The following is a 25,305-nucleotide window of genomic DNA, read 5'->3' as shown; positions in this document are numbered from 1 at the left end:
TCAGCAGTCACGCAAGAGTAACGTCTGCCGCGAGTCGGTGCGCACAACCCATGCGAACTCAGTCCGGTGCGGCGCGCCGCGACATCCACCGCAATCCCTCTTCGCCCGTCCCCGGAAGGAGCCACGCCCACCCATGCCTCATGGAACATTCGCCCTGCCCGGCGGGCCCCGGGCCGAGCAGCCCACCTTCAAGATGACGCACCCTATGCTCGACGCCCAGATCGGCAACCGCGCCAGGGTAACCAGGCTCCCCGGCCCCGTCGTCGCCCTGACCGAGCCGCTGGCGGACCTGCTGCACCGCACCGCCGGAAGCTCCCAACGGACCATCCTGGTAGTCCCCGAGAACAGCACCGTCACTCCCGCCTTCGACCGCCTCACCGACGCAACCGGCACCATCGTGCTCGTCCAGGAGGGCCCCACCTACCGTGAGCTGCGCTCCGGCCGCCTGATCCCGCAGCTCGGGCAGACCCTCGAGGTCCTGGAGCAGCAGCAGCTGACGGTATCCCCGCGGCACATGGTGCAGCGAGACGTCCGCCCCATCCTCACCGTGTCAATCTCCGCCTATCACCCCACCCGTCGCAGCACCCGGCTAGGCGGCGTCGTGGAACTGGTCACCGAGCAGCTGCTACCCGACGCCGAGCTTTCCTGGGGCGGCTACGAGCCTGCCGGCGCATTCTGGGACCGCGACGCGCTAACAGGCTTCTGCCGCGCGCACATGCCCACCGTCCACCTGGTGCTGGCCGGCCACGGCTACAACGGCACCCTTACTGGCACCCTCACCGCCTCCCGCACCAACAACGGCCTGGAGGAGTACGTGGAGCTGAACCTTGCCGGGGCCACACCACCCACCGCATTCCGCGACCGGGCCATGGCACTGTTCCGGGCAGTGGCCGAGCAGGCTAAGCCGCAGTTCGCGCTCGCCATGCGCACCTACGCCCGCGCCGATACCTCCCTGCCAGTGACCGTGAGGCGCCCGCCCACGCCCCTAGCCGTGCTCATCGGCGCCCCGGGTATGCGACAGCTCGGCGTCGACGCCGCGCGAGTGGCCGCCGCCCACGGCGGCCAGACCGCCGGCTACGGCCGCCGCCGCGGCCTGCTGGTGCCCCTTGAATCCAACTTCGACGCCGACTGGGGCCCGCTGCTGAACCTGGTGCACACCCTGGACGGCGACGCCGGGAACGTCAGGCGCGCCCTCGGGGTGGAGGGCAGCACGCCCAACAACCATGGCCCCGCCGCGCAGCAGACCTGACTCGCCCCATACGCCCCATATACGTCAGCTCGCATCCACTCGGACTTCTCAGACTTCAAGGAGTAGCAGCAGTGCCCCGCATTATCACCGCAGTCACCCAGGAAGTGCCTGAGGTCCTGGACGTCGTCAGCCTGGCGCTTGCCCGCGACATCACCGCCACCTACACCCGTACCGCGGACAACGCCGCCGTAGCCATCTTCACGGACTTCTCCGACCTCCGCCCCAGCCTGGAGATCGTGAGACCGAGCCTGGTTGCCGACGCGCGCGAACTCACCCGCATATTCCAGGTCGACTTCCCGCGGGACTGGGAGCCACCGTACGTCATCAACCAGTTCCTGGTGCCCTGGGAGGAACGCTGCGACGTGTTCACCCAGGTGCCCATCGACGTCGGCATCATGTTCCACGGTGTAGCAGTCAGCGAGGGCTCAGTCCTGCCCGTACCGGAGCCCTGGTGGTGGCGCGTGACCGAGGAGGGGCGGTGGAGGCCGACTCGCGCCGCCCAGGAGCAGTGGCGGCGCGCCACCATTGACTGGCCCGCCATTGACTGGCCCACCAGCGGACCAGGCCGCGGCTAGCCCGTATCGCGCACCGGTATCGGAACAGGTTCGCACTAGGGTGCTGCGCCGCCAACGCCCCGCGAGCCCGAGCCGTCCACTACCCTGAGGGCGTGAGCACTTCCGCCGATCCCTATGCCGAGTACCGGCGCCGCCTCAAGCGCCGGCAGACAATCGTGATCGGCGGTGTGCTGACGGCCATGGCCGCAGTGACCGTGGTGGGCCTGATGGTCTGGAGCGGCATACTGCCTGCCATCTACGATCCGGGCTTCTCAACCGCGGAGGAGGACACCACGCCCCTGGTGCAGCCCTGCCCACCCACCGACGCCACCACCGTGGAGATCACGTCAATCCCCGTCAACGTCTACAACGGCACCAACACCATGGGCCTGGCCGGCGGCGTGGCCGACACCCTCGGTGACGCCGGGCTGACTGTGAACAACACGGCGGACTGGCCCAAGGGAGACTACAGCGGCGACGTACAGCTGACCACGTCCCCCGCCGGCCTGACCAATGCCTACACCCTCGCGCGCGCTTTCACCGGCTCCGTAGTCGTGCAGATTGATGAGACACAGGACGCGGACGACCCCGCTGTGTCCGTGGTGCTGGGCGAGCAGTACTCCACCGGCATCCTCTCCGTGGAGGAGATCGGCCAGCTCAAGACCGGGGAGGTGGTCTCCGCCCCCACCGGCTGCGTCACCGCCACCACCTCCACGGAGGCGGCCGAGGCGGGCAGCGGGGCAGGCACCGAGAACACCGTCGGCACAGACGATTGACGCTTCGCTCCCCGACCCCACCTGGCGGGCTGATCCGCGTGCAGTCCCAGACCGGTCGATCCGTGGCACGATGAAGTCATGAGCCCCGAGCAACCCGACGTCGTCGACCCCGCCCGGATCGTCCCAGCCGACTTCGTCTTCCCGGGAACGGAGAAACTCAATCCGCGGGAGATCTTCGCCGGCCCCGGCTACCAGGCGCCCCGGCAGCGCACCGAGCCTGCCGCGGTCGCCGCCCTCGTATGCGCCGTCCTCAGTCCCATCCCCGGCGTGGGCCTACTCGCCCTCGGCCTGGGTATTTTTGCGCTGCGCCGCATACGCGACAGCTACGACACCGGGCACGGACAGGCGTGGTTCGCAATCGTCGTCGGCGCAGCCACCACCGCCGGCTGGCTATGGCTGTGGTGGCTGATCACCCAGATGAGCTGACCCCACGCCGCCTGGCGCCGGTGAGCCACAGCCGCCCCGCTAGTGAGCCGGTACGCCCTCATCGCCGGGTGGGCCGCCCCACCCGTGCGCGGCGCGCTCCACGAGCAAGAAAACCCGTATGGTAATCGCGTGAAGCCCTTCATCATGGTCTCGACGCGTCCCGAGCTTGAAGCCGCGCAGAGCGAATACGACTCCTTCCTCGCCCAGGGCGGCCTCCAGCCGGAATACCTCCAGCACATCCTCCTGGAGGAGGTCGACTACTCCGGCTCTTTCTCAGCCGAGGACGTTTCCGGCGTCTTCATCGGCGGCAGCCCCTACGACATCTCCACCCCCGAGGCCGCCAAGACGCGCACCCAGCTGCGCGTGGAGGAGCAGGTGCGGGAGCTGCTGGCCGTGTCCCTGAGGGAGGGGGTGCCCGTGCTCGCCACCGGCTTCGGCCTGGAGGTGCTCGCCGGCTACCTGGGCACCGCCACTTCCCGCGAGTTCGGCGAGCAGCTCGGCACTACTGACGTCTACCTGACCGCCGCGGGCCGCCAGGACCCGCTGCTGGCGGGGATGCCGCAGACCTTCAGCGCCTTCGTCGGCCACCACGAGGGCGCAGTGGAGGTGCCCGAGCACGCCACCCTGCTGGCCAGCTCTGCGGACTGCCCGGTGCAGATGATCCGGGTCGGTAAGGCCGTCTACGGCACCCAGTTCAATCCGGAGCTCGACGCCGAGCGCTTCGCCCAGCGCGTCTCGGTCTACTCCGACGCCGGCTACGGGGACCCAGGACTGGTGGACAACATCCTGGCGGAGGCCCGCAGCTCGCAGGAGCACGTGGCCGGCCAGGTCATCCGCAACTTCGTGAGCCACTTCGGCCGCGAGGAGTAGCCCCTCCAGCTCAGGGATCGGTCGTGACCACCCGTGACGCAGTCAGCAGTCGAAGCCGTCGCCGAGGTAATGGCCGACCGCCGCACCCTCGCCGTCACCGGCGCGGGTATCTCCACTGACTCCGGCATCCCCGACTACCGGGGCATGGGCACCACCCCCGTGGAGCCGGTGGACTTCCAGCAATTCGTCACCGACCCGGTGTGGTACCGGTGGGTATGGGCCCGCAATCACTCCACCTGGCGGCTACTGGAGCCGCTGGTCCCGACGCCGGGGCATGTGGCACTGGCCCGGCTGGAGGAGGCCGGACTGCTGACGGGAACGGCCACGCAGAACGTCGACCGGCTCCACTCCCGCGCCGGGCAGCGCGCCGTGTGGGAGCTGCACGGCGCCTACGACCGGGTCGTATGCCTGGACTGCGGGCGCATAACCCCACGCGCGGAGCTGGACACGCGCCTGACCGCATTGAACCCCGACTACCCGCGTGAAACCGACCCGGCCCGCGTGGCCATCACCCCGGAGGCCGACCGGGCCGCCGCCGAGGCCTGCGACTTCAAGGCGGCCCGCTGCGAGCAGTGCGGCGGCCTGCTCAAGCCGGACATCGTCTTCTTCGGTGAGAGCCTGCCGGCCGTCATGGATGAGGCTATGCAGGCGGCCCGGCACTGCGACGTCGTGCTGGTGGCGGGCTCGAGCCTGGCGGTGCTCACGGGCCTGTGGATCGTGCGGCAGGCACTGGCCGGCGGCGCCGAACTAGTAGTAATCAACCGCGGCCCGACGGCCGTGGACGAGTTGGCCGCGATTCGCGTGGAGGGCGGCACCAGCGAGTTCCTCGCCCCACTGGCCGAACGGCTCATAGCCTGAGCCTGCCGCCCGGGCCACGGATCCGCCTGCATGCAGGCCGCCCGCGGACCTGGTGTACAGGCACGCGGGCGGCAGAGGTCGGCGCGGAGTCGGCCCGCCGTTCTCAGTCCGGCTCAGCTGTCCAAGTCGGCGTACTCGGCCGGGACGTCGGCGATCGCCTCGGCAATGGGCGTTTCGCCGTCGCGGAAGGGAATCACCTTCCCGATGCTCGCGGAGTCGGCGAGCACCGCAGCGGCTACGGCGGCCACGTTGGCCCGGGAGGTCGGCGCCTGCTCCCCGCCGTCAAAGCGGCCGACGTCGATGCGTCCGGTCGGCTCGTCAAGCGTGAGCAGGCCGGGGCCGAGGATGGTCCAGTCCAGGTCGGAGGAGACCAGGTGGCGGTCCGCTGCCAGTTTCGCCATGGCGTAGGTGCGCAACGGGTGATCCACCGGCACCGGCTCCTGCCCGTGGGAACCCGCGAAGGAGACCATCACGTAGCGAGACACCGAAGCGTCCCGGGCGGCCTCCATGGAACGGATAGCTGCCTCACGGTCCAACGCCTCGGTGCGCTGCGGGCCGCCCTTGCCGCCGGCGCCGGCGGACCAGACCACGGCGTCGGCCCCTGCGAAGGCCGCCGCAAGCTCCTGCTGGCTGGCGTCCTCCACAGAAACGACCAGCGGGGTGGCGCCGGTGGCGGACACGTCGTCCGCGTGCGCGGGATCGCGGATGAGGGAGATGACGTCGTCGCCGCGCTGAACCAGGAGCGGGGCGAGCAGCAGGGCGACCTTGCCATGGCCGCCGACGATGACGATGCGGGACATGATTCAACCTTCTTCCGTGCGCGGGACGCGACCTACGCGCCCCTCCTCGCACATTGGTGCTCCGTGAACCTCCGTCCACGGGCTTCACTCATCCTGGCACCGTGCCACAGTCGTGTCCATGCCGGTACGCGCCCGTCGGCGCCGGTTACGCCCCGGCCGAACGGTGCCCTCAGCGGGAATAGCGCGCCACGAAGTTGGACAGCACCTTCCACGAGTCGGAGACGTCCTGGCGGCGCACGTCCTCCTGAACCTCGGACAGGTGGTCGTCGTCGAAGTAGCCGTGGCCGGCGTAGAAGGACAGGCGGTGAGCCAGGTAGTTGCCGTCCAGCTCGGGGTGGAACTGGGTGGCGTACAGGTTGGTGCGCATCCGCAGCAGCTGCACGGGGCAGGACGCCGAGCCGGCCAGTACGACTCCATCGGCGGGCGGAACGGTGACGGCATCGGTGTGGGCCACGAAGGCACGGAAGGCCGCCGGAACCCCCTGAAGCAGCGGGTCCTCGCGCCCGGCCTCGGTCAGTTCCACCTGCGGGTAGGAGACCTCCTCCTTGTAGGTGCCGTCCACGACGCCACCCTCGTGGCGGGTAAGCAGGCCTAGCCCGTAGCAGGCTCCCAGGAAGGGGAAGTCTACGTCTAGTACGCGGGTGACCAGGTCGTCCAACTCGGCCTCGACGCGCAGCTGCACCGGGCTCTTGCGCTCCTGCGGGGTGGAGACGTTGAAGGGGGAGCCGCCGACGATAATGCCGGACCAGTCAGCCAGGTCGATCTCCGGCATGGGTTCGGCCTCGAGGCGGTGGCGGATCAGGGAGGACTCGTCGAGTCCGGTGCGCAGCAGGAAGGCCTCGTATTCGGCGTCGGCGGGCTCATCGTCGGCGCGGGCGGCCAGCATGAGGAAGGGTTTCACAGGGCAGAGACTATTTCCTCACCAGGCTCTGTTCACCCCTTTGTCTCACGTATCACCACTGCCGCGGGGCGCCCCCTACAGGGCGGCGAGCAGTTTCTCCGCCGCAGCCAGGACCACGTCCGGCGCGGGCGCCTGCTGGAACTCGGCCGGGGGCGGCGCGGCGGCGGCACGGCGGCCCGCCGCGGAGCGATCAGCGCCGACGCCGTCGGCCACCGCGTCCACATACGCCAGCCCGGCCACGCGCACACCGCGGGCGGCCAGGGCCATGGCCTCGGCGACCGTATCGGTGACGACGGCGTCCGCACCCAGGGCCGCCAACACGCGAGCCTCCGTTGGACTTGGGCGCACCGGGCCGGGGGTAAGCGCAACCACGGCGGGGTCGCGCACGCCGTCGAGGCCGGCGAGCTCAGTGGCCAGAGCCTGATCCCAGGCGGCCTCCTGCGGGACAGTCGCGGGAAACAGTGGAACGCCGGCCAGGCTCAGGTGATCGCCGATCGTAAGGAGGTCCCCTGGGGCGCAGCCGCCCAGTCCCACCGCCCGGGTGACCAGCAGGGCCGCGCGCACACCTGCGCCGGGGGCGATGCGCGCCAGGGCCGTGGTGCGGCGGGCGGGCTTGCCCTCGAAGAGACTGGTGCGGCCGCGCGCCACAAGCACGCCGCGGCCATCACGGTCGTAGGAGCACAGGGCGTCCTCCTGGCCGGGGCCTGCCGGTGCCGACACGCCCGGCAGGAAGGACAGGCGCACACGGGAGACCGGACGTCCCCAGGCCTCGTCCAGCTCGGCCAGCAGCCAGGGCTCGGCTACGACCATGAGGTCGTGACGCTGCCGGCCAGTGGCCAGGACGATCGAGGCGCCGTCGGGGTCTTCGTCCCAGACTCCGGCTGCGGGCTGTGTGGCCACGGGTGCTCCCTCTTGTGCGTCGTGCATTCGTCTTCCTGAGGAGCCTACCCGCCCGGCCCGGGGCTCGACTCCGTCCGCGGGATGAATACCCCACCGGCCCCCGCAGCCCCCACGGCTACGCGCGGGATCCGACCCCCGGATGAGGGTTATCGGCGCAAACGTGGTGCTTTAGACCGGCGTGTCGTGTGTTCTAGCTGGTTGGTCCGGCCCGGCCTTTGCGGGTCCTGAGGCCTTCTTCGGGGGTGGGTGTGGTGCCCCATCCTGCGGGGTGCGTACTGGCGCTAGTGGTGGCCTCCGGCGTCGGGGACTGGGCGGCTTTGCATGACACTGCACGACACTGCACGACCCTGGGTGATACTGCACGACCTTGGTGCGTCCTCCACGACCCCGGGGTGGTCGTGCAACGTACACCAAGGTCGTGGAACGCGGCCCGAGGTCGTGCAAGACACGGGGCGGGTAAGCGGTCCGGGCGCCGGATGCGTGTGCCGTGCTTCGTCCCGGCTTTGTCCCGGCGCCGTCCCGGGGTGGATCTAGTGGCGTGGTGGCAGTTGCGGGGTTGTCGGCGCGAGTGTGTGTGCGGTTGGTGCGTGTCGCGGTGTTCTAGCTGGTTCGTCCGGCCCAGCCTTCGCGGGTCCCGAGGCCTTCCTCTGGGGATGGGTGTTGTACCACCGCCTGGGGCCGGTGCGGGCGGCGGTTTCGGGGCCCTGCTCGGCGGTGGTGCGCTGGTTCAGTCAGCACCGGTACAGGGTGGTGTGGTCGCTCAGGGCTACCAGCCACCCGGTGGCCTGCTCGGTGGTGGAGATGCTCAGCAGCTTGCGGGAGTGGCGTAGTAGGGCCTTGCCGGGGTGGTCTTGGGGCGCAGTGTCAGGTCTCGGACCGTGTCGCGGTGTACGTGGATCAGGCACCGCTGGATGGGGGTGCCCGGCCAGGTGGCGGCGATGGCCTTTAGGGCGCCGCCGGCCCCGTCGGTGGTTGCCAGGTCGGGCGGGGCCAGGTCGGCTAGCAGCGCCTGGTAGGCCGCAGCGCTCTCGGACGCGGCCCACTGCCAGCCGATCACGTGTGTGGGACTGCGGGCTACCAGGAGCACCCATTTGTGGGCCAGCCACATCCCGTCGATGAAGACCTGGGAGTGCACCTGGCCGGTAGCCGGCGGCTTGGGGACGGGGACGTCCCAGCACCAGGCCGTCCGGCGGCCAAACGCCCTGTCGCTACCGCCGGCGGCGTCGGCCTGGGAGCGAGTGCCGGTCCCCCACGCCACGAACGTGGTGAGGTCTTCTACCTGCCTGGGCGTGGTGCCGTCCTGAGCGGGTGCCTGATCGCGGCGGCTTCGGCTGGTCCAGGCCCCACAGTCCTTGCACCTCCAGCGCGGGTGCCGGGCGGTGGTGGAACCGTTACGAATCATCCCGCAGCCGCATACCACACAACGCGGCCTGTTAACGCGGGCATGCTGAATCATGCCCCATCCCCAATCAACCCCGATCATCCCCCACTATTTCAACGAAAAACCCCGATCCCACACACACATCAGCGCCGATTACTCCCGGATGAAGACCCGGGTACGGGCAGCACCGGCTCGGCGCGTCGCACAAGCGCAGCCGTATGGCTGCATGGCTGCATGGCTGCATGGCCGCATGGCCGCATGGCCGCATGGCCGCGGCGGCACGCTACGTGCGCGCAGCGCGGACCCGCTCACATAGTGCGCTCGTAGTAGAAGCGCGAGCCGTACAGAATCACGATGTTGATCCACATGCCGCCGACGGCGGCAGTGCCCAGGTCGATCTCCGCACCGAGCAGCGCGACGATCACCGCCCCCAGGACCACGTACCAGGCCACTTTCCCGGTCATCGCCCAGGCGGACTTCCAGATCTGCTCATCGCGCTCGTCCTGGGTGCCGTCCAGCGCGCGCGAGTAGGAGCTGCCACCGCGCCGACGCACCCACCTGCCGATCAGCCAGAGGGCGAAGATGCCCATCGCGACACCGCTGACGTAACCACTCAGGGAGTCCGCCTCGCGGCGCGCGGGGTCATACACCCAGGCGACCGTAAGGACTATGAGCATGACAATAGAGAGGACTGCGGTGAAAGTCCTTGTCTTGCGCCGCCGAGCCGCCTTCGCCGCCGCCTGCGGGTTGCTCGCCGCGGGGATGCGCGAGTTGCCACGTTCAGACGCATGCTCCGGCGCATGACGGTTGCCGGGAGCGTCGGCGGCGGGCGTACCGGAGCCGTCGGGCAGGTCAGGCATGGAAGATCTCCTCGACTGCTTTGCCGAAGTAACGGGCGATGGCAATGGCCAGCGGCAGGGACGGGTCGTAGCGGCCCTTCTCAATGGAGTTGATGGACTGGCGGGACACGCCGACGACTTCCCCCAGCTGGGCCTGGGTGAGACCCCTGGCCTCGCGCAGGGCGCGCACGTCGTTCTCCATCGTCGAACTCCTCTGTAGCTTCAGCACGATAGTAGCGAAGGCTCCGGCGGCAGGCCCTGGCGCGCGAGGCAGGGCCTGCCACGATCCGGAACCGCAGACTGATGCCGCAGGCGGCTGACCCCTAGCGCAGGGAGAACGGCTCACGCCTCCCCTTTCCCATTCACCTGTCTCCGGGCGGCGATGACCACCGCATTGCCGGCGACGCTAACAAGCAGAACGGCGATGCCTGCGCCGCTGAGCACGAGACTTCCATTCGTAGAGCCAACCAGCTGGGCAGCGAGGGAGGCACCCAGGCCGAGCTGCAAAAGGAGCGCCCACAGGCCGGCCATCTCCGCCGAGCTCGCCGGCGCCGCCCCAGTCTCGCGGCGGCGTCGGACTGAATGTCGGGTGAGCCCATACAGCACACCCGCCAACGCACCGCCGATGGTCAGTCCGAGTCCGAGTTCGAGCACGAAGCGTCGCTGATCGGGCAGGACCGTGGCGATCACGGCGCCTACCAGCAACACCGCAGCGGCAATCACAGTCAGGCGGGTCCTCATCGTTTGCGAGGCGAACCAGTTCATGCAGGAGTCCTTTCGGATCGACTTTCAGGTTTCAGGCAGGAGGACCAGATGTCACGGCCGCACGGCCGCGCACTGAATGTCCAGCACCCTTGACATGACTAGCATGCTTTACATCCGAAGCCGTGTCAAGTTTGCTTACCTGCCGTGCCGGAGTCGGTTGTTGGCATCCCCGCACCCGGAAGCTGGGCCGCCTAATACGCCACCTCATCGTCTGCAACGCCACTTCGGGGTTAACAACGCCTGTTAACGGCCTGCTGAAGGGCTGGGAGGTATACAGCAGGCCGTTAAGTAGCGTTGTTAACGCCCAACCGGCGTAGTAGACGGCGAGCGCCGCTCTCTGATTCCGGCCGTCACACGCCACATGGGGGCGGCCGCCCAGTGAACGCACGTCATACAGCCGCGTCATGCGCTCGCGGTAGGTGCGCGCGCCGTGGATGCGGGCATGATGGGCGGGTGAAGCAGACCGCGGACCCCGTCGCCCGACTCCTGGCCGACCCGCCGGATCTGCCCGTCGTCGCCGCCCTACCCCGACTGCGCGCACTGCTCACGCCTGGCTCGGACCACGACGCCGCAGCAGGCGCCGCCATGAACCAGCCGACACCCACCACCCCGCTATCGCCGCGGACCGCCCTCCCCACATCCACGTCCGACGTCGCCACATCCACGTCCACCACCAGCAAACCCGCATCTGCCGTCGTGGTCACCGCTCCGCCCGGCACCGGCAAGACCACGCTCGTCCCGCCCCTGGTAGCAGACGCCCTCGCCCACCCTGTCGTAGGCGCCGACGGGCAGGTCGACGCGCATCGCCCCGACCGCGTCATCGTCACCCAACCTCGACGCGTGGCCGCACGGGCCGCCGCCCGCCGCCTGGCCTCCCTGCTGGGCGAGGATGTCGGTGAGACGGTCGGCTACGCGGTGCGCGGCGAGCGCCGCACCTCGGCCCGCACCCGCATTGAGGTGGTCACCGCCGGACTGCTGCTGCGCCGCCTGCAGGGCGACCCGGAGCTGGCCGGCGTGTCCGCGGTGATCCTGGACGAGGTGCACGAGCGCTCCCTGGAGTCGGACCTGCTGCTGGCGCTGCTGCTGGATGCGCGCGCCGCCCTGCGCGAGGACCTGACGGTGGTCGCCATGTCCGCCACTGCCGACCTGACGCGCCTGCCCGTACTGCTAGGCGGCGCCGCCACTCCGGCACCGGTGGTTGAGGTGCCCGGCGTGCTGCACCCGCTTGAGGAGTTCTGGGCGCCGCCGCCGTCGGGCACCTCCCGCCTCGGTCCGCGCGGGGTGCCGCGAGAGTTCCTCGCGCACGTGGCCGCCACAGTGCTGCGCGCGCTGGCGGAGCGGGAGGGGGATGTGCTGGTCTTCCTGCCCGGCGCCCGCGAGGTCGACGACGTCGTCGCCCGGCTGCGCGAGGCCGTCCGGGGCGACGAGGCACAGCCCGTAAGCGCAGCCGGTCGTAACGCACCTACCGTTCGGGTGCTGCCGCTGCACGGGCGCCTGCCCGCCCCTGCCCAGGACGCCGCGCTGGCGCCGGTGGCCGGGGCACGGCGGGTGATCGTATCCACCAACGTGGCCGAGTCCTCCCTGACGGTTCCGGGCGTACGCATCGTCGTGGACGCCACCCTCGCCCGTGAGCCGCGCCTGGACGTGGCACGCGGCATGTCCGGCCTGGTTACCGTTGGCGAGTCCCGAGCGGCCGGGATCCAGCGGGCCGGGCGGGCAGCGCGCACCGGGCCTGGCGCCGTCTACCGCTGCTGCACACAGGTGGACTGGGCGCGAGCCGCCGCCGCGCCGACCCCGAGATCCTGACCGCGGACCTGACCCGTACCGCCCTGGAGCTGGCCGCCTGGGGCGTGCCCGGAGGGGAGGGGCTCGCCTGGATCGACCCGCCGCCCGCCCCCGCACTGGCGGCGGCCACCGCCACGCTGCGCCGCCTGGGCCTGCTTGACGCCGACGCCGTGACCGCGCTGGGCCGCGCCGTGGCCGCCATCCCGGCGGACGTGCGGTTGGCGCGGGCGCTTTTGGCGGCCACCGGCGCGATCGGCCTGCGGCGCGCCGCCGAGGCTACAGCGCTGCTGACCGCCGACCTGCGCGCACCCCAAGCCGACCTGACCGCGCTGGCGCGCAGCGTCCGCCGTGGCCCGCAGGAGCGAGCCTGGAGGGAGGAGGCGCGACGCCTGGAGCAGGTTGCGCGTACGCACTCGGCCGGGAAATCCACCGCCGCGCTTGCAGCCGCCACCGCCCAGCCTGGCGCAGAGCGCAGCGGGGCCGGTACGAAGCCGGCCAACGACGCTGCCACCGGCATGAGTGGACTGATTGGCCCGGGGACGGCTGACGCCGTCGGGCTGGTTGCGGCGCTGGCGCACCCGGAGTGGATTGCCCGCCGGCGCGGGCCCGTGCCCGCCGCGGGGCGTCCGGCCAGCTACGCCAGCGTCGGCGGGACCGGGCTGCGACTACCGCCTGGCTCTGCGCTGGCCTCCGCCCTGTGGCTGTCGGTCGCCGACGTAGACCGCACCCCGGGAACTGCAGACGCGACGATCCGCGCGGCTGCACCGATTGATGAGACGCTCGCGCTGGAGGTGGCCGATGCCTGGCTGACCGAGGACGCGCACACCCGCTGGGACGGGGACCGGCTGCGGGTGGAACGGGTGCGCCGTCTGGGTGCGATCTCGCTGACCGCCGTTTCCGTCGGGGCACCGACACCGGCGCAGGTGGCGGACGCCGTCATCAAGCGGTGCCGCGACGAGGGACTTGGCGTGCTGCCCTGGCGCGGCGGCGCCAAGCTGCGGGCGCGGCTGGCGCTCCTGCACCGGGAGCTGGGCGAACCCTGGCCGGAGGTGGGGGACGCGGCACTCCTGGCGCGGGCGCGCGAGTGGCTGGTTCCGGGCGTGCAGGCGCTGGCGGACAAGTCCTGCGGGCGCTTCGACCTGAGCCGACTGGATATGACGGAGTGCCTGCGCGCCCTGCTGCCCTGGCCGGCGGCAGCGCGACTGGACGAGCTGGTGCCGGAGCGGCTCCAGGTGCCGTCGGGCTCGCAGGTGCGCGTGGACTATGTGGACGAGCGAGGCGAGGCGTTGAAACGTCCGGTGCTGGCGGTGCGGGTGCAGGAGTGCTTCGGCTGGGCTGATACACCGCGGATCGTGGACGGGCGCGTGGGCGTGGTGATCCACTTGCTGTCCCCGGCGCGGCGACCGGTGGCAATCACCGATGACCTGCGCTCGTTCTGGCGGAATGGTTACCCGCAGGTGCGCGCTGAGATGCGCGGGCGCTACCCCAAGCATGCCTGGCCGGAGGACCCGTGGACGGCGCCGGCCACCCGCGGCACCGGCAGACGCCCTAGCTAGCGGTGTCCCTTCGCCTTAGGAGCTCGCCCTTGTCACCAGATGCACCACTTTTCCAAGTGCCTACCCTCTTCAGGTACGCCTAATCGCATGATCCCGCGAGTGACTCGGCAGATACGGCAACGGCTGGGCGTAAAGCGGTGCATTTCATGACACCGTCTAGAACCGGCTCGCGTCCAGGCGGCGGAAGCGCCACCCGGTCGGGTTGCGCGCGGTGCCGGCAGCGGAATCCGGGACCACGTATCCGAGGATCTGCAGGTTCCAGGTGCCGTGTACGCCCCAAACCGTAGCCTCGGTGCGGGAGCGGCCGCGGACCACGGGGAATCCGTCGGAGGTTCCGGTCTCTGCGGAGACGAACTGCGAGGCGTGGTAGGCCAGAGTGCCTTCGCGAATGTCGGACAGCCACTCGACCTTGGGCTGGGGGTAGCCGGTCATATGGGTCAGCACGCAGTCCTCGGTGAGCAGGGCGTCGATGGCGGCCGTGTCCGCCGCAACCATGGCGTCGCACAGCCGGCGGTAAAGCTCGATCGACGCGTCTTCGGAGTCGGCCGGGTGCACGGGCGGATTCGTCGCAGTCATGGCGCTGACTTTATGGCTGCGCGGCGGCACCGAACCAGGCCCTGGCAGGAACCCGAAGCTGTGCCGACAACGGTCGGCGGGCGCATAGCACCGGGGCGATGCTTGTTCCGCTGTACCCGTTCCGCTGTACCCACTGGGTCCCCACGGCGGGGAAGCGCTACATGAAAAGATCCCCGGACTCCGACTTTTCGCCTGGATTCCGGGGATCGGTTTGGCGGTAGCGCTGGGATTCGAACCCAGGGTGGCTATGAACCACACAGACTTTCGAGATCTGCACCTTCGGCCGCTCGGACACGCTACCTTCGAAAGAGAGCCTACATGCCCGCACGCCCCAAGCGCACCCACGCGGCCTGCGAAGTCGCTCACGGCACCCCGGCCGACCAGTACCGGAACCGTCCGCTGCACTACCCGGGGCGCCGTGAGGCAAAGAACTCCTGCAGCAACGTCTCGGACTCCTGCGCGCACAGCCCGGCCACCACCTCCACCTGGTGATTGGCACGCGAATCACGCAGCACATCCCGCATGCTGCCGCATGCACCAGTCTTCGGCTCCCACGCGCCGAACACCACCCGCTCCAAGCGGGCCAACTGAGCAGCACCTGCACACATGGTGCACGGCTCCAGCGTGACCACCAGGGTGCAGCCATCCAGGTGAGAACTGCCCAGCACCGCCCCCGCCGCCCGCAGGGCAAGGATCTCGGCATGCGCCGTCGGGTCGTTCTGCGCCTCACGAGCATTGGCCGCCCCGGCGAGCACTGCGCCACCGGGTGCCAGCACCACCGCACCCACGGGCACCTCCCCGGACTCGCCCGCCGCGCGCGCCAGCGCCAGCGCCCGACGCATGGCGCCGTGGTAGCGCCGCTGGGTGATACCTGGAAGAGTCACGCCCCCACCCTGCCACAGTCCACTTCCGCCCCACGATCGGGTCAGAGCCCAATCCGGCGCCTCAACGGGGCCGCATCATCGGGCAGTTTGCGAGGCGCGGAAGGGAAATGTGGGAAGAATCTCGCCGACGCCCATTTATCGCTGACCTCATGCGGCTGTCAAGTCCACCCAACGCAGCCGCCCCAGGGCCCTCACTTGCGGACGCGCACAAACCCTGAAAGATTCACAATCTTGTAAACGTCCTCATGGTCACGCGTTGAAGGCCATGTGCACGCCGATCACACCAGCAGTGCATCAACAGCACAATGGTGACGCATACCCTGCATCAAGGAGTGCCACGTGTCTGATTCCCCTAGCACGACTAGCAATCAGCCAACACCACTAGCATCCGCAGCCCCTGAGCAGCGCAGACTCAACACGGTGGTCTTCGCCGTCTCAGCAGCCATCATCGCCACCATCGCCGGCGCCGCGATCATCGCCCCGGAGACGGTCTCAGCTGCCTTCAATGCTGCCGTTTCCTGGGCCGGACGCTGGTTCGGCTCCTTCTACATCCTGCTGGTGACGGCAGCGCTGTTGTTCGTGATCGTCCTGGCGCTGTCGAAGTTCGGGAAGATCCGCCTGGGCCCGGACAACTCCACCCCGGACTTCTCCACCTTCTCCTGGGCCGCCATGCTCTTCGCCGCGGGCGTGGGTACGGGAATCATGTTCTATGCGGTCGCCGAGCCGGTGGCCCAGTACATGAGCCCGCCGACCGGTGACGCCCAGACCGTGGAGGCGGCGCGCAACGGCATCGTGTTGACCCTGCTCCACTACGGCATCAGCGGCTGGGGCCTGTACTCGATCCTCGGCATGGCACTTGGCTACTTCGCCTACCGCCGCCACCAGCCGCTGGCGGTTCGCTCCACCCTGCGCCCGCTGCTCGGCGAACGCGTGGACGGTCGGCTCGGCGACGTCGTCGACGCCGCCGCCCTGGTAGGCGGGGCCGTTGGCATCTCCGCCTCGCTCGGTGTGGGCGTCGTCCAGTTGAATGTCGCCCTCACCATCCTGTTCGGCCTGCCGCAGGGGACCGCCACCCAGATCGGCCTGATCGCCCTGAGCGTCCTCATGGCCACCGTTTCCGCCGTTTCCGGCGTCGACCGGGGCGTACGCGTGCTATCCAACATCAACGTGCTGCTCGCCGTCGGGCTGGCCCTATGGGTGCTGCTGACCGGGAACACCTCCTTCCTGATTGATGCCCTGGTGGGCAATATCGGCGACTTCGTCACCCAGTTCCCAGGCCTGACCCTGGAGACCTACGCCTATGACCGTCCCACCGAGTGGCTCAACAGCTGGACACTGTTCTTCTGGGCCTGGTGGATCACCTGGGCCGCCTTCGTCGGCATGTTCCTGGCGCGCATCTCGCGCGGCCGTACCGTGCGCGAGTTCGTGGTCGGCTCCCTGGTGCTGCCCTTCTCCTACGTCACCATGTGGGTGTCGATCTTCGGCAACAGCGCCCTGGACCTGATCCGCTCGGGCAACCTCGAGTTCGCCGAGCTGACGGTGGAGCAGCCGGAGCAGGGGCTGTACACGCTGCTCGGCTACCTGCCCGGAGGGAAGTTCCTGATCGCCCTGGCCCTGTTCATCGGCATCCTGTTCTACGTCACCAGCGCCGACTCCGGAGCCCTGGTCATGGCCAACCTGTCCAGCCGCGCGCTGCCGACCTACCACGGTGACCCGCAGGACGCACCCGCCTGGCTGCGCATCTTCTGGGCGGCCCTGACCGGCGTGCTCACGATCGCCATGCTCGTGGCCGGAGGCATCCCCATCCTCCAGCAGGCAACGATCGTGATGGCCCTGCCGTTCTCCTTCGTGATCATCGCCGTCATGGCGGGGCTATGGCGGGCAATGCGCACCGAGGCCACCCGCGAGCAGGCCCGCGGCATCGCCAACCGCAACCGCCTGCTGGGGGCCACGGGCACCGCCGCCGGCATGAACCGGATCCCCTGGCGCGACCGGCTGTCGCACACCTTCGACATTGTTTCCCCCGCCCGCGCCCAGCGCGCCATGTCCAACCGCGTAGTCCCAGCCCTGGAGGCGGTCGCCGACGAGTTGCGCAAGGAGGACTTGGTGGCCGAGGTCGTCGTCGCAGGCCCCGAGGCGCAGGACCCCGACGACGTACGCAACTTCCTCGGTTCGGCCACCCTCGTGGTCACGCCCCCGCCCACGCTGGTGCAGGCGACCGAGACGCAGGGCGAGCGCCTCACCGGCTCCCACTTCCGTTACGCCGTGCGCATGGTGCAGGCGCCGGTGCCGGCCTTCGGCGTGGTAGTCCACGAGGCCGACGACCTCACCGTCCGCCTGGAGGTGCGCCCCCGCGGCGGCGGTCAGGGCTACGACGTGATGGACTGGTCGCGCGAGCAGGTCGCCCACGACGTCCTGGACCACTACGAGCGCTGGCTGGAGTACCTGGGCGCCGCCGAGACCGTCTGAGCCGACTCACCTCCAGGAGGCGCCGTCGCGCCGACCCGGCCGACCGCCCCTCCCCCGGGGGACGATTCATCTAGGCTTGACCCATGCGCCTGCACGTTGCCGATCACCCGCTCATTGACCACAAGCTCTCTGTCCTGCGCGATGAGAAGACCCCCTCGGCCGTCTTCCGCCAACTCGTTGACGAGCTGGTCACTCTCCTCGCCTACGAGGCCACCCGCGACGTGCGCACGGAGGAGATCCGCATCAAGACGCCCGTGGCGGAAACGACCGGTCGGCACCTGGCCGAGCCGCGACCAATCGTCGTGCCGATCCTGCGCGCCGGGCTGGGCATGCTCGAGGGCATGACCCGGCTGCTGCCCACCGCCGAGGTCGGCTTCCTGGGTATGAAGCGCAATGAGGACACCCTGGAGGTGGAGACCTACGCCAACCGCCTGCCGGACGACCTGTCCGGGCGGCAGTGCTTCGTCGTCGACCCCATGCTCGCCACCGGCCACACCCTCGTGGCCGCCATCAACTACCTGCTGGAGCGCGGCGCCCGTAATGTCACCGCCATCTGCCTGATCGCCGCGCCGGAGGGCATCGCCACCCTGGAGGCGGCCATCGGCGACCGGGCCGATGTAACCGTGGTCACCGCTGCCCGTGACGACCGCCTCAACGAGCACGCCTACATCGTGCCCGGCCTGGGCGACGCCGGCGACCGCCTGTACGGCATCGTGGACTGAAGGCGGCACCCTTAAAGGCACGGCACCGTCGGGCCGGTGGGCACCTCTACCCGTGCCCGCCCGCTTCTGTGCGGCAACCGAAGCATTTAGCATCGAGACCATGACTTCCCCGACGCCGTTCCCCGGGCAGTCTGGCCCTGCGCCCGCCGACCAGGACCGGCTCAGCCCGCGAGCTATCGGCACCGCTATTCTGGCGGGGCTGCTGGTCTTCGGCGTCGTGCTCGGGGGCGGCCTGGCGCTGGGGCGTGGAAAGGACTACGCCACACCGGCCGCCACCGACCTGGTCACCTACATCTCACCGTCCCCGGAGTGGACTGCCGGGGCTGAGCAGACCTGGACCACCACCGTGGCCGCCAACGCCCAGGTCATAACTGTCCCGGGTCATCTACTCACCCTTGAGACCGGGGACAATCCCGCGGATGCGACGCTCACGGCGTACGCGCTGTCCGACTCGGGCGCAGCCAAGTCCTGGTCGGCTCAGGTCGATGCCTCCACGGATGCGGGGGACACGGGCGACGACTTCGACATCCCCATGAAGCCCGCCTACCTCATGTGGGGGAAGAACACTCTCATCCATGACACCACCTTGTATGACCTGGACACCGGCGAGACCCGAGAGGCTCCCTGGTCCTCCAGCGACGGCGTGATGATCGCCGAGGACGTTGCCATGGCCTGCGCCTCCGGCGGCAAATGCACCGCGTATCGCGAGGACCAGCCGGATACACCGCAGTGGACCGCAACTATGGAGTACCCCGAGCGCTACTTCCAGTACGTGTCGAACTTCTACCAAACGGTATTTGTACGTGATGGGCAACGGTACTGCATTCTCGGGAACCGCACCATACATAACATCGACACCGGTGAGCGGGTTCCCCTCACCATCCCGCTCCCGGAGGAGAACATCGCCGGGTATGGCACTTATGCGACAACCGATGGCTGGATGATTTATCTGACCGACTTCAGCAACCGGAACACTGTCTACGCATTTCCCCCTGAAGGCGGCGAGCCAATCGACTCCTATGCGGACAGCGAGGCTCTGGCCAATAACCAGTCGGCTATCAACACCTACAGGGCACGTTCGCAGGCTGAGCTTAAGGACCGATTCGCCGACGGCTCAACCGAGACCTTGCTCGGCATAGTGAACCGCGATGACAACAACTGCGCCCAGTCGGTTGAGGTCATTGACAAACGAACGATTGAGGTTACGCAGTTCACCGACGACCTCTCCTGCCTGTCAGCAATCCATATCTCTGAGGACCGCACCGTAATGACGGCCGGCCTCGGGGCCGCCGACGCCCAGGATGTTCTGACCTTCCGCCTGATGTACAACGCCGACACCGGAGAGGAGATCACCTTCCCCGGGATGGACACGAGCTCGGGCGCCCTCTTCGACCTCGTAGCCGAGGACTACGCCATCGGCTACGACCCGGCCACCGGCACGCTGATCGGCTACCGCCCCGCCTCCTGATCAAGCTCACCCGTCTGCCACCGCGCGAATCGCTACCTGCCACCCGAGTCCTCCAGTCTTCCGGGTGAGCCGCGGTAAGGGCGACGCCCCGGGCAGCACCCCGTCAGACACTGGATCGGGCAGGGGCACGGCCAACCTCGTGGCCATGCGGTTAAGGTACGCGGCCTACTCGGAGCCAACGCATGTAGGCACCATGTCAACGGTATCGTCCCCGCCCAGGCCCAAGTCCAAGCACGAGGCCGGGAGTCGGCCGAGCCCACACCCGCAACCCGACGGACAAGCCCGAATACGTCCTGTGCTCGGCAAGCCGCCCTCACCGATACCCTCCACGTTCGGGATGCTCGGAGATGACAAGGTCGTGCCCGGCAGGCCGACGCCTACCGAACACGACCTTGTCAGCCTGAGCGCCACCACCCGCACAGCAGCCGCAGTCAGCCCACCGCGCCCGCGGGTAGCGGATGCGCCTCAGAAGGCGGGGACCACGGACTCGTCGGTCCAGGTCTCCTCGATGTAGGTGCGCAGCTCCTCGGTGTTCAGCAGTCCGGCGAGCTTGAGCAGGTACTCGTTGTCCTTGTCGGCCCTGCGCACCACGAGCTGGTTGGCGTAGGGGGACTCCCCACTGGGCTCTAGGACGAGAGCGTCCTCGCTGGGGTTCAGGCCTGCGCCGAGCGCGTAGTTGCCGTTGATCACGGCCAATTCTGAATCAGCCATCGAGAGGGGCGTCTGGGCGCCGTCGACCGGGATCAGGTCGAACTTCTTCGGGTTCTCGGTGACGTCAAGGGTGGTGTGGAGCTCGACGTCGGGGTCGAGCGTGATCAGGCCAGCGGACTCCAGCAGCTTCAGGCCGCGGGCGGTGTTGGCGGGGTCGTTGTTGAGCACGATCGTGCCGCCCTCGGCGGCCTCGTCGACGGAGCTGTAGCCCTTGTCGGTGTAGATACCCATCGGCTCGATGTGCACGTCAGCGATGGCCACCAGGTCGTAGCCCTTCTCCTCGTTCTGCTGCTCCAGGAAGTTGGGGGTCTGGAAGAAGTTCGCCGCCAGAGAGCCGTCGCTGAGCGAGGCATTGGGGATGTTGTAGTCCTCGATCTCTACGATGTCGAGGCTGATCCCGGCGTCGGCGGCAAGGTTGTCCTGCACCCACTGGAGGATCTGAGCGTGGGGCTGGGAGGACGCGCCGATTTTTATGGTGGCCGTGTCGCCGTCGACGCTGATGCCGTCAACGCCGCTGGAGTTGCCGGAGCAGGCGGCCAGGGTCAGGGCAATAGCGGACGCGACGCCGCCCACGAGGGCGCTGCGGCGGGAGATAGTGAGTCCCATGACTTTGGTTCCTTGTCTTGAAGTCGTGAAGGCTGCGCGTATTTCCATGACTGGCGCGAACGTGCGCAGCGAGGCGTCGGCACCATGGTTTACGAGCCGAGCCGTCGGGGCATCGCCCCGGGACTCCGGCTGGTCGAGGCTCAGCGGTGGTCGACCAGCCGGCTGAGCATGTCGCCACACACCTGGATGACAGCAACCACGAACACGATCAGGACGACGACGATCACCATGACGTCGGAGGCGTTCTGCCGGTAGCCGTACTGGATGGCCAGGTCGCCCAGGCCGCCGCCGCCCACGGTCCCCGCCATGGCGGTGTAGCTGAGCAGTGTGATCAGGGTGACCGTCGCGGACTGGATGAGGGTGGGCAGGGCCTCACGGACCAGCACGCCCCAAGTGATCTGGCGGTCGGACGCACCCATCATCAGGGCCGCCTCAACCTTGCCGTGGTCGACGTCGTTGATCGCGGTCTCCACCAGGCGGGCGTAGAAGGGGATCGCGCCGATAGTCAGCGGCACACATGCCGCACCCCAGCCCAGTGAGGTGCCCACGAGCGCGCGCGTGAAGGGAATGAGCGCCACCATCAGGATGATGAAGGGCATGGAGCGCCCAATGTTGACGATCTGGGACAGCACCTCGTACACGGCCCGGTTGGCGTGCTGCCCCCGCTTGCCGGTGGTGACCAGCGCCAGGCCCAGCAGCATGCCGAGCACAATCGTCAGGACCCCGGACACGCCGAGCATCTGGAAGGTCTCCAGGGTGGCCGGGGCGAGCTTGCGCTGAATCGCCGGGTTGTTGAACCAGGTGTCATCGCCGCTGGCAGCCAGGGCGAGGATTCCAGCAGGATTAACGGAATTGACCAGCATGTTCATGCGCGCACCTCCGCGGTGACGCCCGCTTGGCGCAGGGCGGTGAGCGTGCCCGCCGCCTGTTCGGCGCGGGCGGTGAGGGCCAGGCGCCCGACCTGCGCGGACCCGAGGGTCTCGAACAGGCCGCCGGCGACGTCGGCGCCCCGCTCGGCGGCGAGTGCTAGCACCTGCGCGGCAGCCGGCTGGCCGGGGCGGGCGGTGAGCGCGACGTCGATGACGACGTCGCCGTCGGGCAGGCTCCCCTCGGGGATCTCGGGGGTGGGGACCAGCTCGTGGGACAGGCGGGAATCGACGTCGGAGACGACCGCCTCAATCGGGCCGGACTCGACCACGCGGCCCGCCTCAAGCAGGCTCACGGAGTCGCAGATCTGACGCACCACGCTCATCTCGTGGGTGATGATGACGACCGTGACGCCCAGGCGGTCGCGCACGTCCCGGATGAGTCCGAGGATCTGGCGGGTAGTTTCCGGGTCCAGGGCGCTGGTGGGTTCGTCGCACAACAGGACGGGGGGCTGGTCCGCGAGCGCCCGGGCAATGCCGACGCGCTGCTTCTGGCCGCCGGAGAGCTGGGAGGGGTAGGAGGAGCCGCGGTCTGCCAGGCCCACCAGGTCGAGCATCCGGACGACCGTGTCATGGCGCTGCCCCTTGGGTACGCCTGCCAGGGCGAGCGGGTAGGCGACGTTCTGGGCGGTGGTGCGCGAGTCCAGGAGGTTGGCGTGCTGGAAGACCATGCCGATGGCGCGGCGGGCCTCGCGCAGGTCGCGGGCGGAAAGGTCGGTCATGTTCTTCCCCGCGACGCGAACCTCCCGAAGGTGGGGCGCTCAAGGCTGGTCAGGCAGCGCACCAGGGTTGACTTACCGGCGCCGGAGGTGCCGACGATGCCGTGAATGGAGCCGGCCTGCACGTCCAGGGTGACACCGTCCAGGGCGCGTACAGTCTTCCCGCCCGGGAGCTTGTACACCTTGTGGACGTCACGCAGGGAGATCATGGGCTCAGCTACTGCGGCGCCGTCCCGGTCCAGCACCCGCGTGCCGGGTGTATCGGATGCAGGTGGTTGCGTCACGTAGTCCTCCATCGGTCCTGGCGGTAGCACCCTCACCGTGAACGGGGGTTGCTGCAACGTCGATGAGCCAGGTCTCTCGGTTGCTCTGGATGGTCTGCGCCAACGTTAGGCGGCGGGTGGCACCCGAGGCAAGCGGGGCGCGCAAAACGATGCACGCATCACTTCGCCGAGATCGGTAGATATAACCGCCGAGGTCGGTAGAAGTTGCGCATCGGCCGGCACTAGCCACCGGTAGCGACCGACCGCTATGAGGCCGTCCGTGACAGGATGCAGCCATGGCACCCACGAACGCGACGACCCCTGCCCCGCGGCCGGAGCCGACCGGCCGCGCCTCCTCCCCCAGCGCTGCGCCGGCCGGGCCTGCGCCGAAGCTGTCAACCGACATCCTGGGGAGCCCTGGGTTGCCCGCACCATTCCGGTGGCTGAGTCCCCGGCCGCTCCGGGTGCGGACCACGCCGTGCTCGTGCACCAACGGGGCGCGGCGCCCGCTCCGGGATCGGCGGGGCAGCCAGGCACCCCCGCCACGAGCGGGCCGTGCTGTACCTGCACGGACGCAACGACTACTTCTTCCAGACCTGGCTGGCCGACGCCTTCCTGGCCGCCGGCTATGAGTTCTATGCGCTGGAGCTGCGCGCCTGTGGTCGGGCCGGAGTGGGTTACTGGTCCCCGCACGACGTGCGCGACCTGCGGGTGCATGACGAGGAGATCGCTGAGGCGCTGCGCATTATCCGCAGCGAGCACGGGCACTCCACGGTGGTGCTCAACGGCCATTCCACCGGCGGGCTGCAGGCAGCCATCTGGGCCGGGACCATCCTGGCTCGGTCGAGGCGGTCACGCTGAACTCCCCCTGGTTGCAGCTGAACTCCTCCGGCCTGGTGCGATCCTATGGCTCTGCCTTTATTGACCTGCTCTCCCGGCGCGATCCGGACCGGATCATCGACAACCCCAGTGAGAACACGAAGCTTGAGCAGGCTGCCGCGGCTCCCGCCGCCACACCCGGCCAGGACCCCGCCACGGGTGCGCAGGAGGATGCCGACGCCGCCGCCTCGATCCCCGCGAATACCGATCCCGGCCCGATTGAGGTGGACATTTACGCCCGGACCCTGCACCGCCGCTGGGGCGGTGAGTGGGATTGGGACCTGACGTTGAAGCCCTCGCCGTCGTTCCCCGTGCGGGCCGGCTTCCTGGCGGGCATTCGCCGACTGCAGCGGGAGGTACACCACGGGCTCGGCATCGGCGTGCCCGTGCTGGTGTGCTGCTCGACGGCGTCGGGCGGGCCGGGAATTTCGCGACAGGAGGCGCTTCGCTGCGACACGGTGCTGTCGGTGGAGCAGATCGTGGAGCGCTCCCGTTTCCTGGGCGAGGACGTCACCGTGGTGCAGATCCCCGGCGGCGTGCACGACCTGGTGCTGTCGCCCTCGCCGGTACGTGAGGAGTACCTGGGCACGCTCACCGGTTGGCTGACCGAGCGGCTGGGTTGAAGACTGGGATGCCGACTGGGCGTCCGGACCGGACTTAGCGGCGCCGCTCACCGTGTGCCGGAGGCTCCCACCGGTTCCGCGAGCGCGGGGGCGCGCCGCGCCCACGGCGGCAACGACCGTCAGCCGGCCACCAGCTCCGTGAGCGCGGGGGCGAGGGCGTCGCTGACGCGTTCTACGACGTCGAGGGTGTCGATGAAGTCTGCCATGGTGCCGTACCAGGGGTCGGGCACATCCAGGTTCGCCGCGCGTCCGGGTGCGCCAAGCGCGCCGGCCGCCGTCGGGTCGTACTCGCGGAACATGCGGATGCGTGCGGGGTCGACGCCGAGCCGCTCGCCCCGACGCATCAGGGCACGGTGGTGCGCGGCGGTCATGGCGAGTACCAGGTCGGCGCGGCGTAGTTCGACGTCGCTGATGCGGTGGGCGGCGTGGTCGGCGATTGCCGCGGCGGTAGCCCGCGCAGTCGGGTCGGCACCGACGCCGTAGCCGCCCTCGGCCAGGACTTGCCGGGCGCGGGGGTCCATGGGGTTGCCGGACTCCTCGTCGGATACGCCCGCAGAGGTGACGACGACGCCGCCGGGACCGTCGGCGGGAATGCCGGCCGCGGTGAGGCGGTCGATGAGCACGACCTCAGCCATGGCGGAGCGGCAGATATTGCCGGTGCACACCATGACGACGCCGTAGGGCGCCGCCGGATCCCGCGGCGCGGGCAGGTCGGGGACTGCGGCGTGGGCCGCCGCATCTGGGTTGGCGGGATCGGTGGAGCCGTGTGGGCGTGAGGTCATGGCAGGAGGGTGGCGGA

At 69.3% G+C, this 25,305-nt stretch carries 24 protein-coding genes, 1 tRNA gene, 2 pseudogenes and 1 riboswitch; of the genes and pseudogenes, 12 read left to right on the top strand and 15 right to left on the bottom strand.

Annotated elements, in window-relative coordinates:
- The first annotated feature begins 133 nt into the window (after nt 1–133).
- The 6 genes from CWT12_RS00735 (at nt 134) to CWT12_RS00710 (ending at nt 4,733) form a co-directional block, all read left to right on the top strand.
- Nucleotides 134–1,249, top strand: coding sequence for a DUF6177 family protein (locus CWT12_RS00735; RefSeq protein WP_161923303.1), 1,116 nt, complete (start codon nt 134–136; stop codon nt 1,247–1,249).
- A gap of 71 nt (nt 1,250–1,320) precedes the next feature.
- The gene (locus tag CWT12_RS00730; protein WP_161923302.1) at nt 1,321–1,824 is read left to right on the top strand and encodes a hypothetical protein; all 504 of its coding nucleotides are present in this window, start codon (nt 1,321–1,323) and stop codon (nt 1,822–1,824) included.
- A gap of 92 nt (nt 1,825–1,916) precedes the next feature.
- Nucleotides 1,917–2,579, top strand: a complete 663-nt coding sequence (locus CWT12_RS00725; RefSeq protein WP_161923301.1) for a LytR C-terminal domain-containing protein — start codon at nt 1,917–1,919, stop codon at nt 2,577–2,579.
- A 78-nt stretch (nt 2,580–2,657) separates the two neighbouring features.
- Nucleotides 2,658–3,005, top strand: coding sequence for a DUF4190 domain-containing protein (locus CWT12_RS00720; protein WP_161923300.1), 348 nt, complete (start codon nt 2,658–2,660; stop codon nt 3,003–3,005).
- A gap of 129 nt (nt 3,006–3,134) precedes the next feature.
- Nucleotides 3,135–3,875, top strand: coding sequence for a glutamine amidotransferase (locus CWT12_RS00715; RefSeq protein ID WP_161923299.1), 741 nt, complete (start codon nt 3,135–3,137; stop codon nt 3,873–3,875).
- Between the two features lie 69 nt (nt 3,876–3,944).
- Nucleotides 3,945–4,733, top strand: a complete 789-nt coding sequence (locus CWT12_RS00710) for a Sir2 family NAD-dependent protein deacetylase (RefSeq protein ID WP_161925216.1) — start codon at nt 3,945–3,947, stop codon at nt 4,731–4,733.
- Nucleotides 4,734–4,846: 113 nt separating this feature from the next.
- Here CWT12_RS00710 and CWT12_RS00705 read toward each other — a convergent pair whose 3' ends face one another.
- The 7 genes from CWT12_RS00705 to CWT12_RS00675 form a co-directional block, all read right to left on the bottom strand.
- Complete coding sequence (locus tag CWT12_RS00705; RefSeq protein ID WP_161923298.1) at nt 4,847–5,533, bottom strand: NAD(P)H-binding protein; 687 nt, start codon at nt 5,531–5,533, stop codon at nt 4,847–4,849.
- 169 nt (nt 5,534–5,702) lie between these two features.
- Complete coding sequence (locus CWT12_RS00700; RefSeq protein ID WP_161923297.1) at nt 5,703–6,434, bottom strand: glutamine amidotransferase; 732 nt, start codon at nt 6,432–6,434, stop codon at nt 5,703–5,705.
- A 75-nt stretch (nt 6,435–6,509) separates the two neighbouring features.
- A complete protein-coding gene (locus tag CWT12_RS00695) occupies nt 6,510–7,334 on the bottom strand; it encodes a phosphorylase family protein (RefSeq protein WP_161923296.1) in 825 nt (274 codons plus the stop codon).
- 805 nt (nt 7,335–8,139) lie between these two features.
- Nucleotides 8,140–8,736 (bottom strand): transposase, encoded by a 597-nt coding sequence (locus CWT12_RS00690; RefSeq protein WP_161923295.1) that lies wholly within the window; start codon nt 8,734–8,736, stop codon nt 8,140–8,142.
- 287 nt (nt 8,737–9,023) lie between these two features.
- Entirely contained in the window at nt 9,024–9,575 is a 552-nt protein-coding gene (locus CWT12_RS00685) for a hypothetical protein (protein ID WP_161923294.1), read from the bottom strand.
- Nucleotides 9,568–9,756: a helix-turn-helix transcriptional regulator gene (locus tag CWT12_RS00680; protein ID WP_161923293.1), complete on the bottom strand. Its 189-nt coding sequence runs from the start codon at nt 9,754–9,756 to the stop codon at nt 9,568–9,570. Before CWT12_RS00680 ends, CWT12_RS00685 begins: the two co-directional genes overlap by 8 nt.
- 140 nt (nt 9,757–9,896) lie before the next feature.
- Nucleotides 9,897–10,319 (bottom strand): hypothetical protein, encoded by a 423-nt coding sequence (locus CWT12_RS00675; protein ID WP_161923292.1) that lies wholly within the window; start codon nt 10,317–10,319, stop codon nt 9,897–9,899.
- A 453-nt stretch (nt 10,320–10,772) separates the two neighbouring features.
- Here CWT12_RS00675 and CWT12_RS13605 point away from each other — a divergent pair, with 453 nt between their 5' ends.
- Both CWT12_RS13605 and CWT12_RS13600 read left to right on the top strand, forming a co-directional pair.
- Complete coding sequence (locus CWT12_RS13605) at nt 10,773–12,125, top strand: helicase-related protein (protein WP_237564227.1); 1,353 nt, start codon at nt 10,773–10,775, stop codon at nt 12,123–12,125.
- A 44-nt stretch (nt 12,126–12,169) separates the two neighbouring features.
- Nucleotides 12,170–13,660, top strand: coding sequence for an ATP-dependent helicase C-terminal domain-containing protein (locus tag CWT12_RS13600; RefSeq protein ID WP_237564226.1), 1,491 nt, complete (start codon nt 12,170–12,172; stop codon nt 13,658–13,660).
- 156 nt (nt 13,661–13,816) lie between these two features.
- Here CWT12_RS13600 and CWT12_RS00665 read toward each other — a convergent pair whose 3' ends face one another.
- The 3 genes from CWT12_RS00665 to CWT12_RS00655 all read right to left on the bottom strand — a co-directional run bounded on the left by CWT12_RS00665 (nt 13,817) and on the right by CWT12_RS00655 (nt 15,078).
- Entirely contained in the window at nt 13,817–14,236 is a 420-nt protein-coding gene (locus tag CWT12_RS00665; protein ID WP_161923291.1) for a nuclear transport factor 2 family protein, read from the bottom strand.
- A gap of 212 nt (nt 14,237–14,448) precedes the next feature.
- Nucleotides 14,449–14,537, bottom strand: a tRNA-Ser gene (locus CWT12_RS00660).
- A gap of 103 nt (nt 14,538–14,640) precedes the next feature.
- Complete coding sequence (locus tag CWT12_RS00655; RefSeq protein ID WP_161925215.1) at nt 14,641–15,078, bottom strand: nucleoside deaminase; 438 nt, start codon at nt 15,076–15,078, stop codon at nt 14,641–14,643.
- 381 nt (nt 15,079–15,459) lie between these two features.
- Between CWT12_RS00655 and betT the strand changes: the two genes are divergently transcribed.
- The 3 genes from betT (at nt 15,460) to CWT12_RS00640 (ending at nt 19,779) form a co-directional block, all read left to right on the top strand.
- Entirely contained in the window at nt 15,460–17,589 is a 2,130-nt protein-coding gene (betT, locus tag CWT12_RS00650; protein ID WP_272927758.1) for a choline BCCT transporter BetT, read from the top strand.
- Between the two features lie 83 nt (nt 17,590–17,672).
- Nucleotides 17,673–18,311, top strand: coding sequence for a uracil phosphoribosyltransferase (gene upp, locus CWT12_RS00645; RefSeq protein WP_147681642.1), 639 nt, complete (start codon nt 17,673–17,675; stop codon nt 18,309–18,311).
- Between the two features lie 100 nt (nt 18,312–18,411).
- The gene (locus tag CWT12_RS00640) at nt 18,412–19,779 is read left to right on the top strand and encodes a hypothetical protein (protein ID WP_161923290.1); all 1,368 of its coding nucleotides are present in this window, start codon (nt 18,412–18,414) and stop codon (nt 19,777–19,779) included.
- Nucleotides 19,780–20,244: 465 nt separating this feature from the next.
- Here the strand turns inward: CWT12_RS00640 and CWT12_RS00635 are convergent, their stop codons facing one another.
- From CWT12_RS00635 to CWT12_RS14475, 4 genes and pseudogenes are all read right to left on the bottom strand, one after another.
- The gene (locus tag CWT12_RS00635; protein ID WP_161923289.1) at nt 20,245–21,096 is read right to left on the bottom strand and encodes a MetQ/NlpA family ABC transporter substrate-binding protein; all 852 of its coding nucleotides are present in this window, start codon (nt 21,094–21,096) and stop codon (nt 20,245–20,247) included.
- A 140-nt stretch (nt 21,097–21,236) separates the two neighbouring features.
- Complete coding sequence (locus tag CWT12_RS00630) at nt 21,237–21,959, bottom strand: methionine ABC transporter permease (RefSeq protein WP_237564343.1); 723 nt, start codon at nt 21,957–21,959, stop codon at nt 21,237–21,239.
- A gap of 2 nt (nt 21,960–21,961) precedes the next feature.
- Complete coding sequence (locus CWT12_RS14480; RefSeq protein ID WP_337247914.1) at nt 21,962–22,498, bottom strand: hypothetical protein; 537 nt, start codon at nt 22,496–22,498, stop codon at nt 21,962–21,964.
- Nucleotides 22,499–22,501: 3 nt separating this feature from the next.
- A pseudogene (locus CWT12_RS14475) lies at nt 22,502–22,950 on the bottom strand (ATP-binding cassette domain-containing protein); the annotation flags it as partial.
- 80 nt (nt 22,951–23,030) lie between these two features.
- A riboswitch (SAM riboswitch) is annotated at nt 23,031–23,121 on the bottom strand.
- Nucleotides 23,122–23,300: 179 nt separating this feature from the next.
- Between CWT12_RS14475 and CWT12_RS13305 the strand changes: the two are divergent.
- Nucleotides 23,301–24,506: pseudogene (locus tag CWT12_RS13305) on the top strand (alpha/beta hydrolase).
- A gap of 119 nt (nt 24,507–24,625) precedes the next feature.
- Here CWT12_RS13305 and CWT12_RS00610 read toward each other — a convergent pair.
- Nucleotides 24,626–25,174, bottom strand: coding sequence for a low molecular weight protein-tyrosine-phosphatase (locus tag CWT12_RS00610; protein ID WP_161925213.1), 549 nt, complete (start codon nt 25,172–25,174; stop codon nt 24,626–24,628).
- Between the last annotated feature and the right edge of the window lie 131 nt (nt 25,175–25,305).

Source organism: Actinomyces sp. 432, from assembly GCF_009930875.1.
Lineage (GTDB): Bacteria > Actinomycetota > Actinomycetes > Actinomycetales > Actinomycetaceae > Actinomyces.
The sequence above is the reverse complement of the archived record's forward strand: the minus strand, read 5'-3'. Positions and strand labels throughout refer to the sequence as shown.

Excerpts from the sequence above, each read along its gene's own strand:
- CWT12_RS00735 (WP_161923303.1), top strand. The coding sequence starts at position 134 with ATGCCTCATGGAACATTCGCCCTGCCCGGCGGGCCCCGGGCCGAGCAG.
- CWT12_RS00720 (WP_161923300.1), top strand. The coding sequence starts at position 2,658 with ATGAGCCCCGAGCAACCCGACGTCGTCGACCCCGCCCGGATCGTCCCA.
- CWT12_RS00710 (WP_161925216.1), top strand. The coding sequence starts at position 3,945 with ATGGCCGACCGCCGCACCCTCGCCGTCACCGGCGCGGGTATCTCCACT.
- CWT12_RS00705 (WP_161923298.1), bottom strand. The coding sequence starts at position 5,533 with ATGTCCCGCATCGTCATCGTCGGCGGCCATGGCAAGGTCGCCCTGCTG.
- CWT12_RS00690 (WP_161923295.1), bottom strand. The coding sequence starts at position 8,736 with ATGATTCGTAACGGTTCCACCACCGCCCGGCACCCGCGCTGGAGGTGC.
- CWT12_RS00685 (WP_161923294.1), bottom strand. The coding sequence starts at position 9,575 with ATGCCTGACCTGCCCGACGGCTCCGGTACGCCCGCCGCCGACGCTCCC.
- CWT12_RS00680 (WP_161923293.1), bottom strand. The coding sequence starts at position 9,756 with ATGGAGAACGACGTGCGCGCCCTGCGCGAGGCCAGGGGTCTCACCCAG.
- CWT12_RS00675 (WP_161923292.1), bottom strand. The coding sequence starts at position 10,319 with ATGAACTGGTTCGCCTCGCAAACGATGAGGACCCGCCTGACTGTGATT.
- CWT12_RS00665 (WP_161923291.1), bottom strand. The coding sequence starts at position 14,236 with ATGACTGCGACGAATCCGCCCGTGCACCCGGCCGACTCCGAAGACGCG.
- CWT12_RS00655 (WP_161925215.1), bottom strand. The coding sequence starts at position 15,078 with ATGCGTCGGGCGCTGGCGCTGGCGCGCGCGGCGGGCGAGTCCGGGGAG.
- upp (WP_147681642.1), top strand. The coding sequence starts at position 17,673 with ATGCGCCTGCACGTTGCCGATCACCCGCTCATTGACCACAAGCTCTCT.
- CWT12_RS00640 (WP_161923290.1), top strand. The coding sequence starts at position 18,412 with ATGACTTCCCCGACGCCGTTCCCCGGGCAGTCTGGCCCTGCGCCCGCC.
- CWT12_RS00635 (WP_161923289.1), bottom strand. The coding sequence starts at position 21,096 with ATGGGACTCACTATCTCCCGCCGCAGCGCCCTCGTGGGCGGCGTCGCG.
- CWT12_RS00630 (WP_237564343.1), bottom strand. The coding sequence starts at position 21,959 with ATGCTGGTCAATTCCGTTAATCCTGCTGGAATCCTCGCCCTGGCTGCC.
- CWT12_RS00610 (WP_161925213.1), bottom strand. The coding sequence starts at position 25,174 with ATGGTGTGCACCGGCAATATCTGCCGCTCCGCCATGGCTGAGGTCGTG.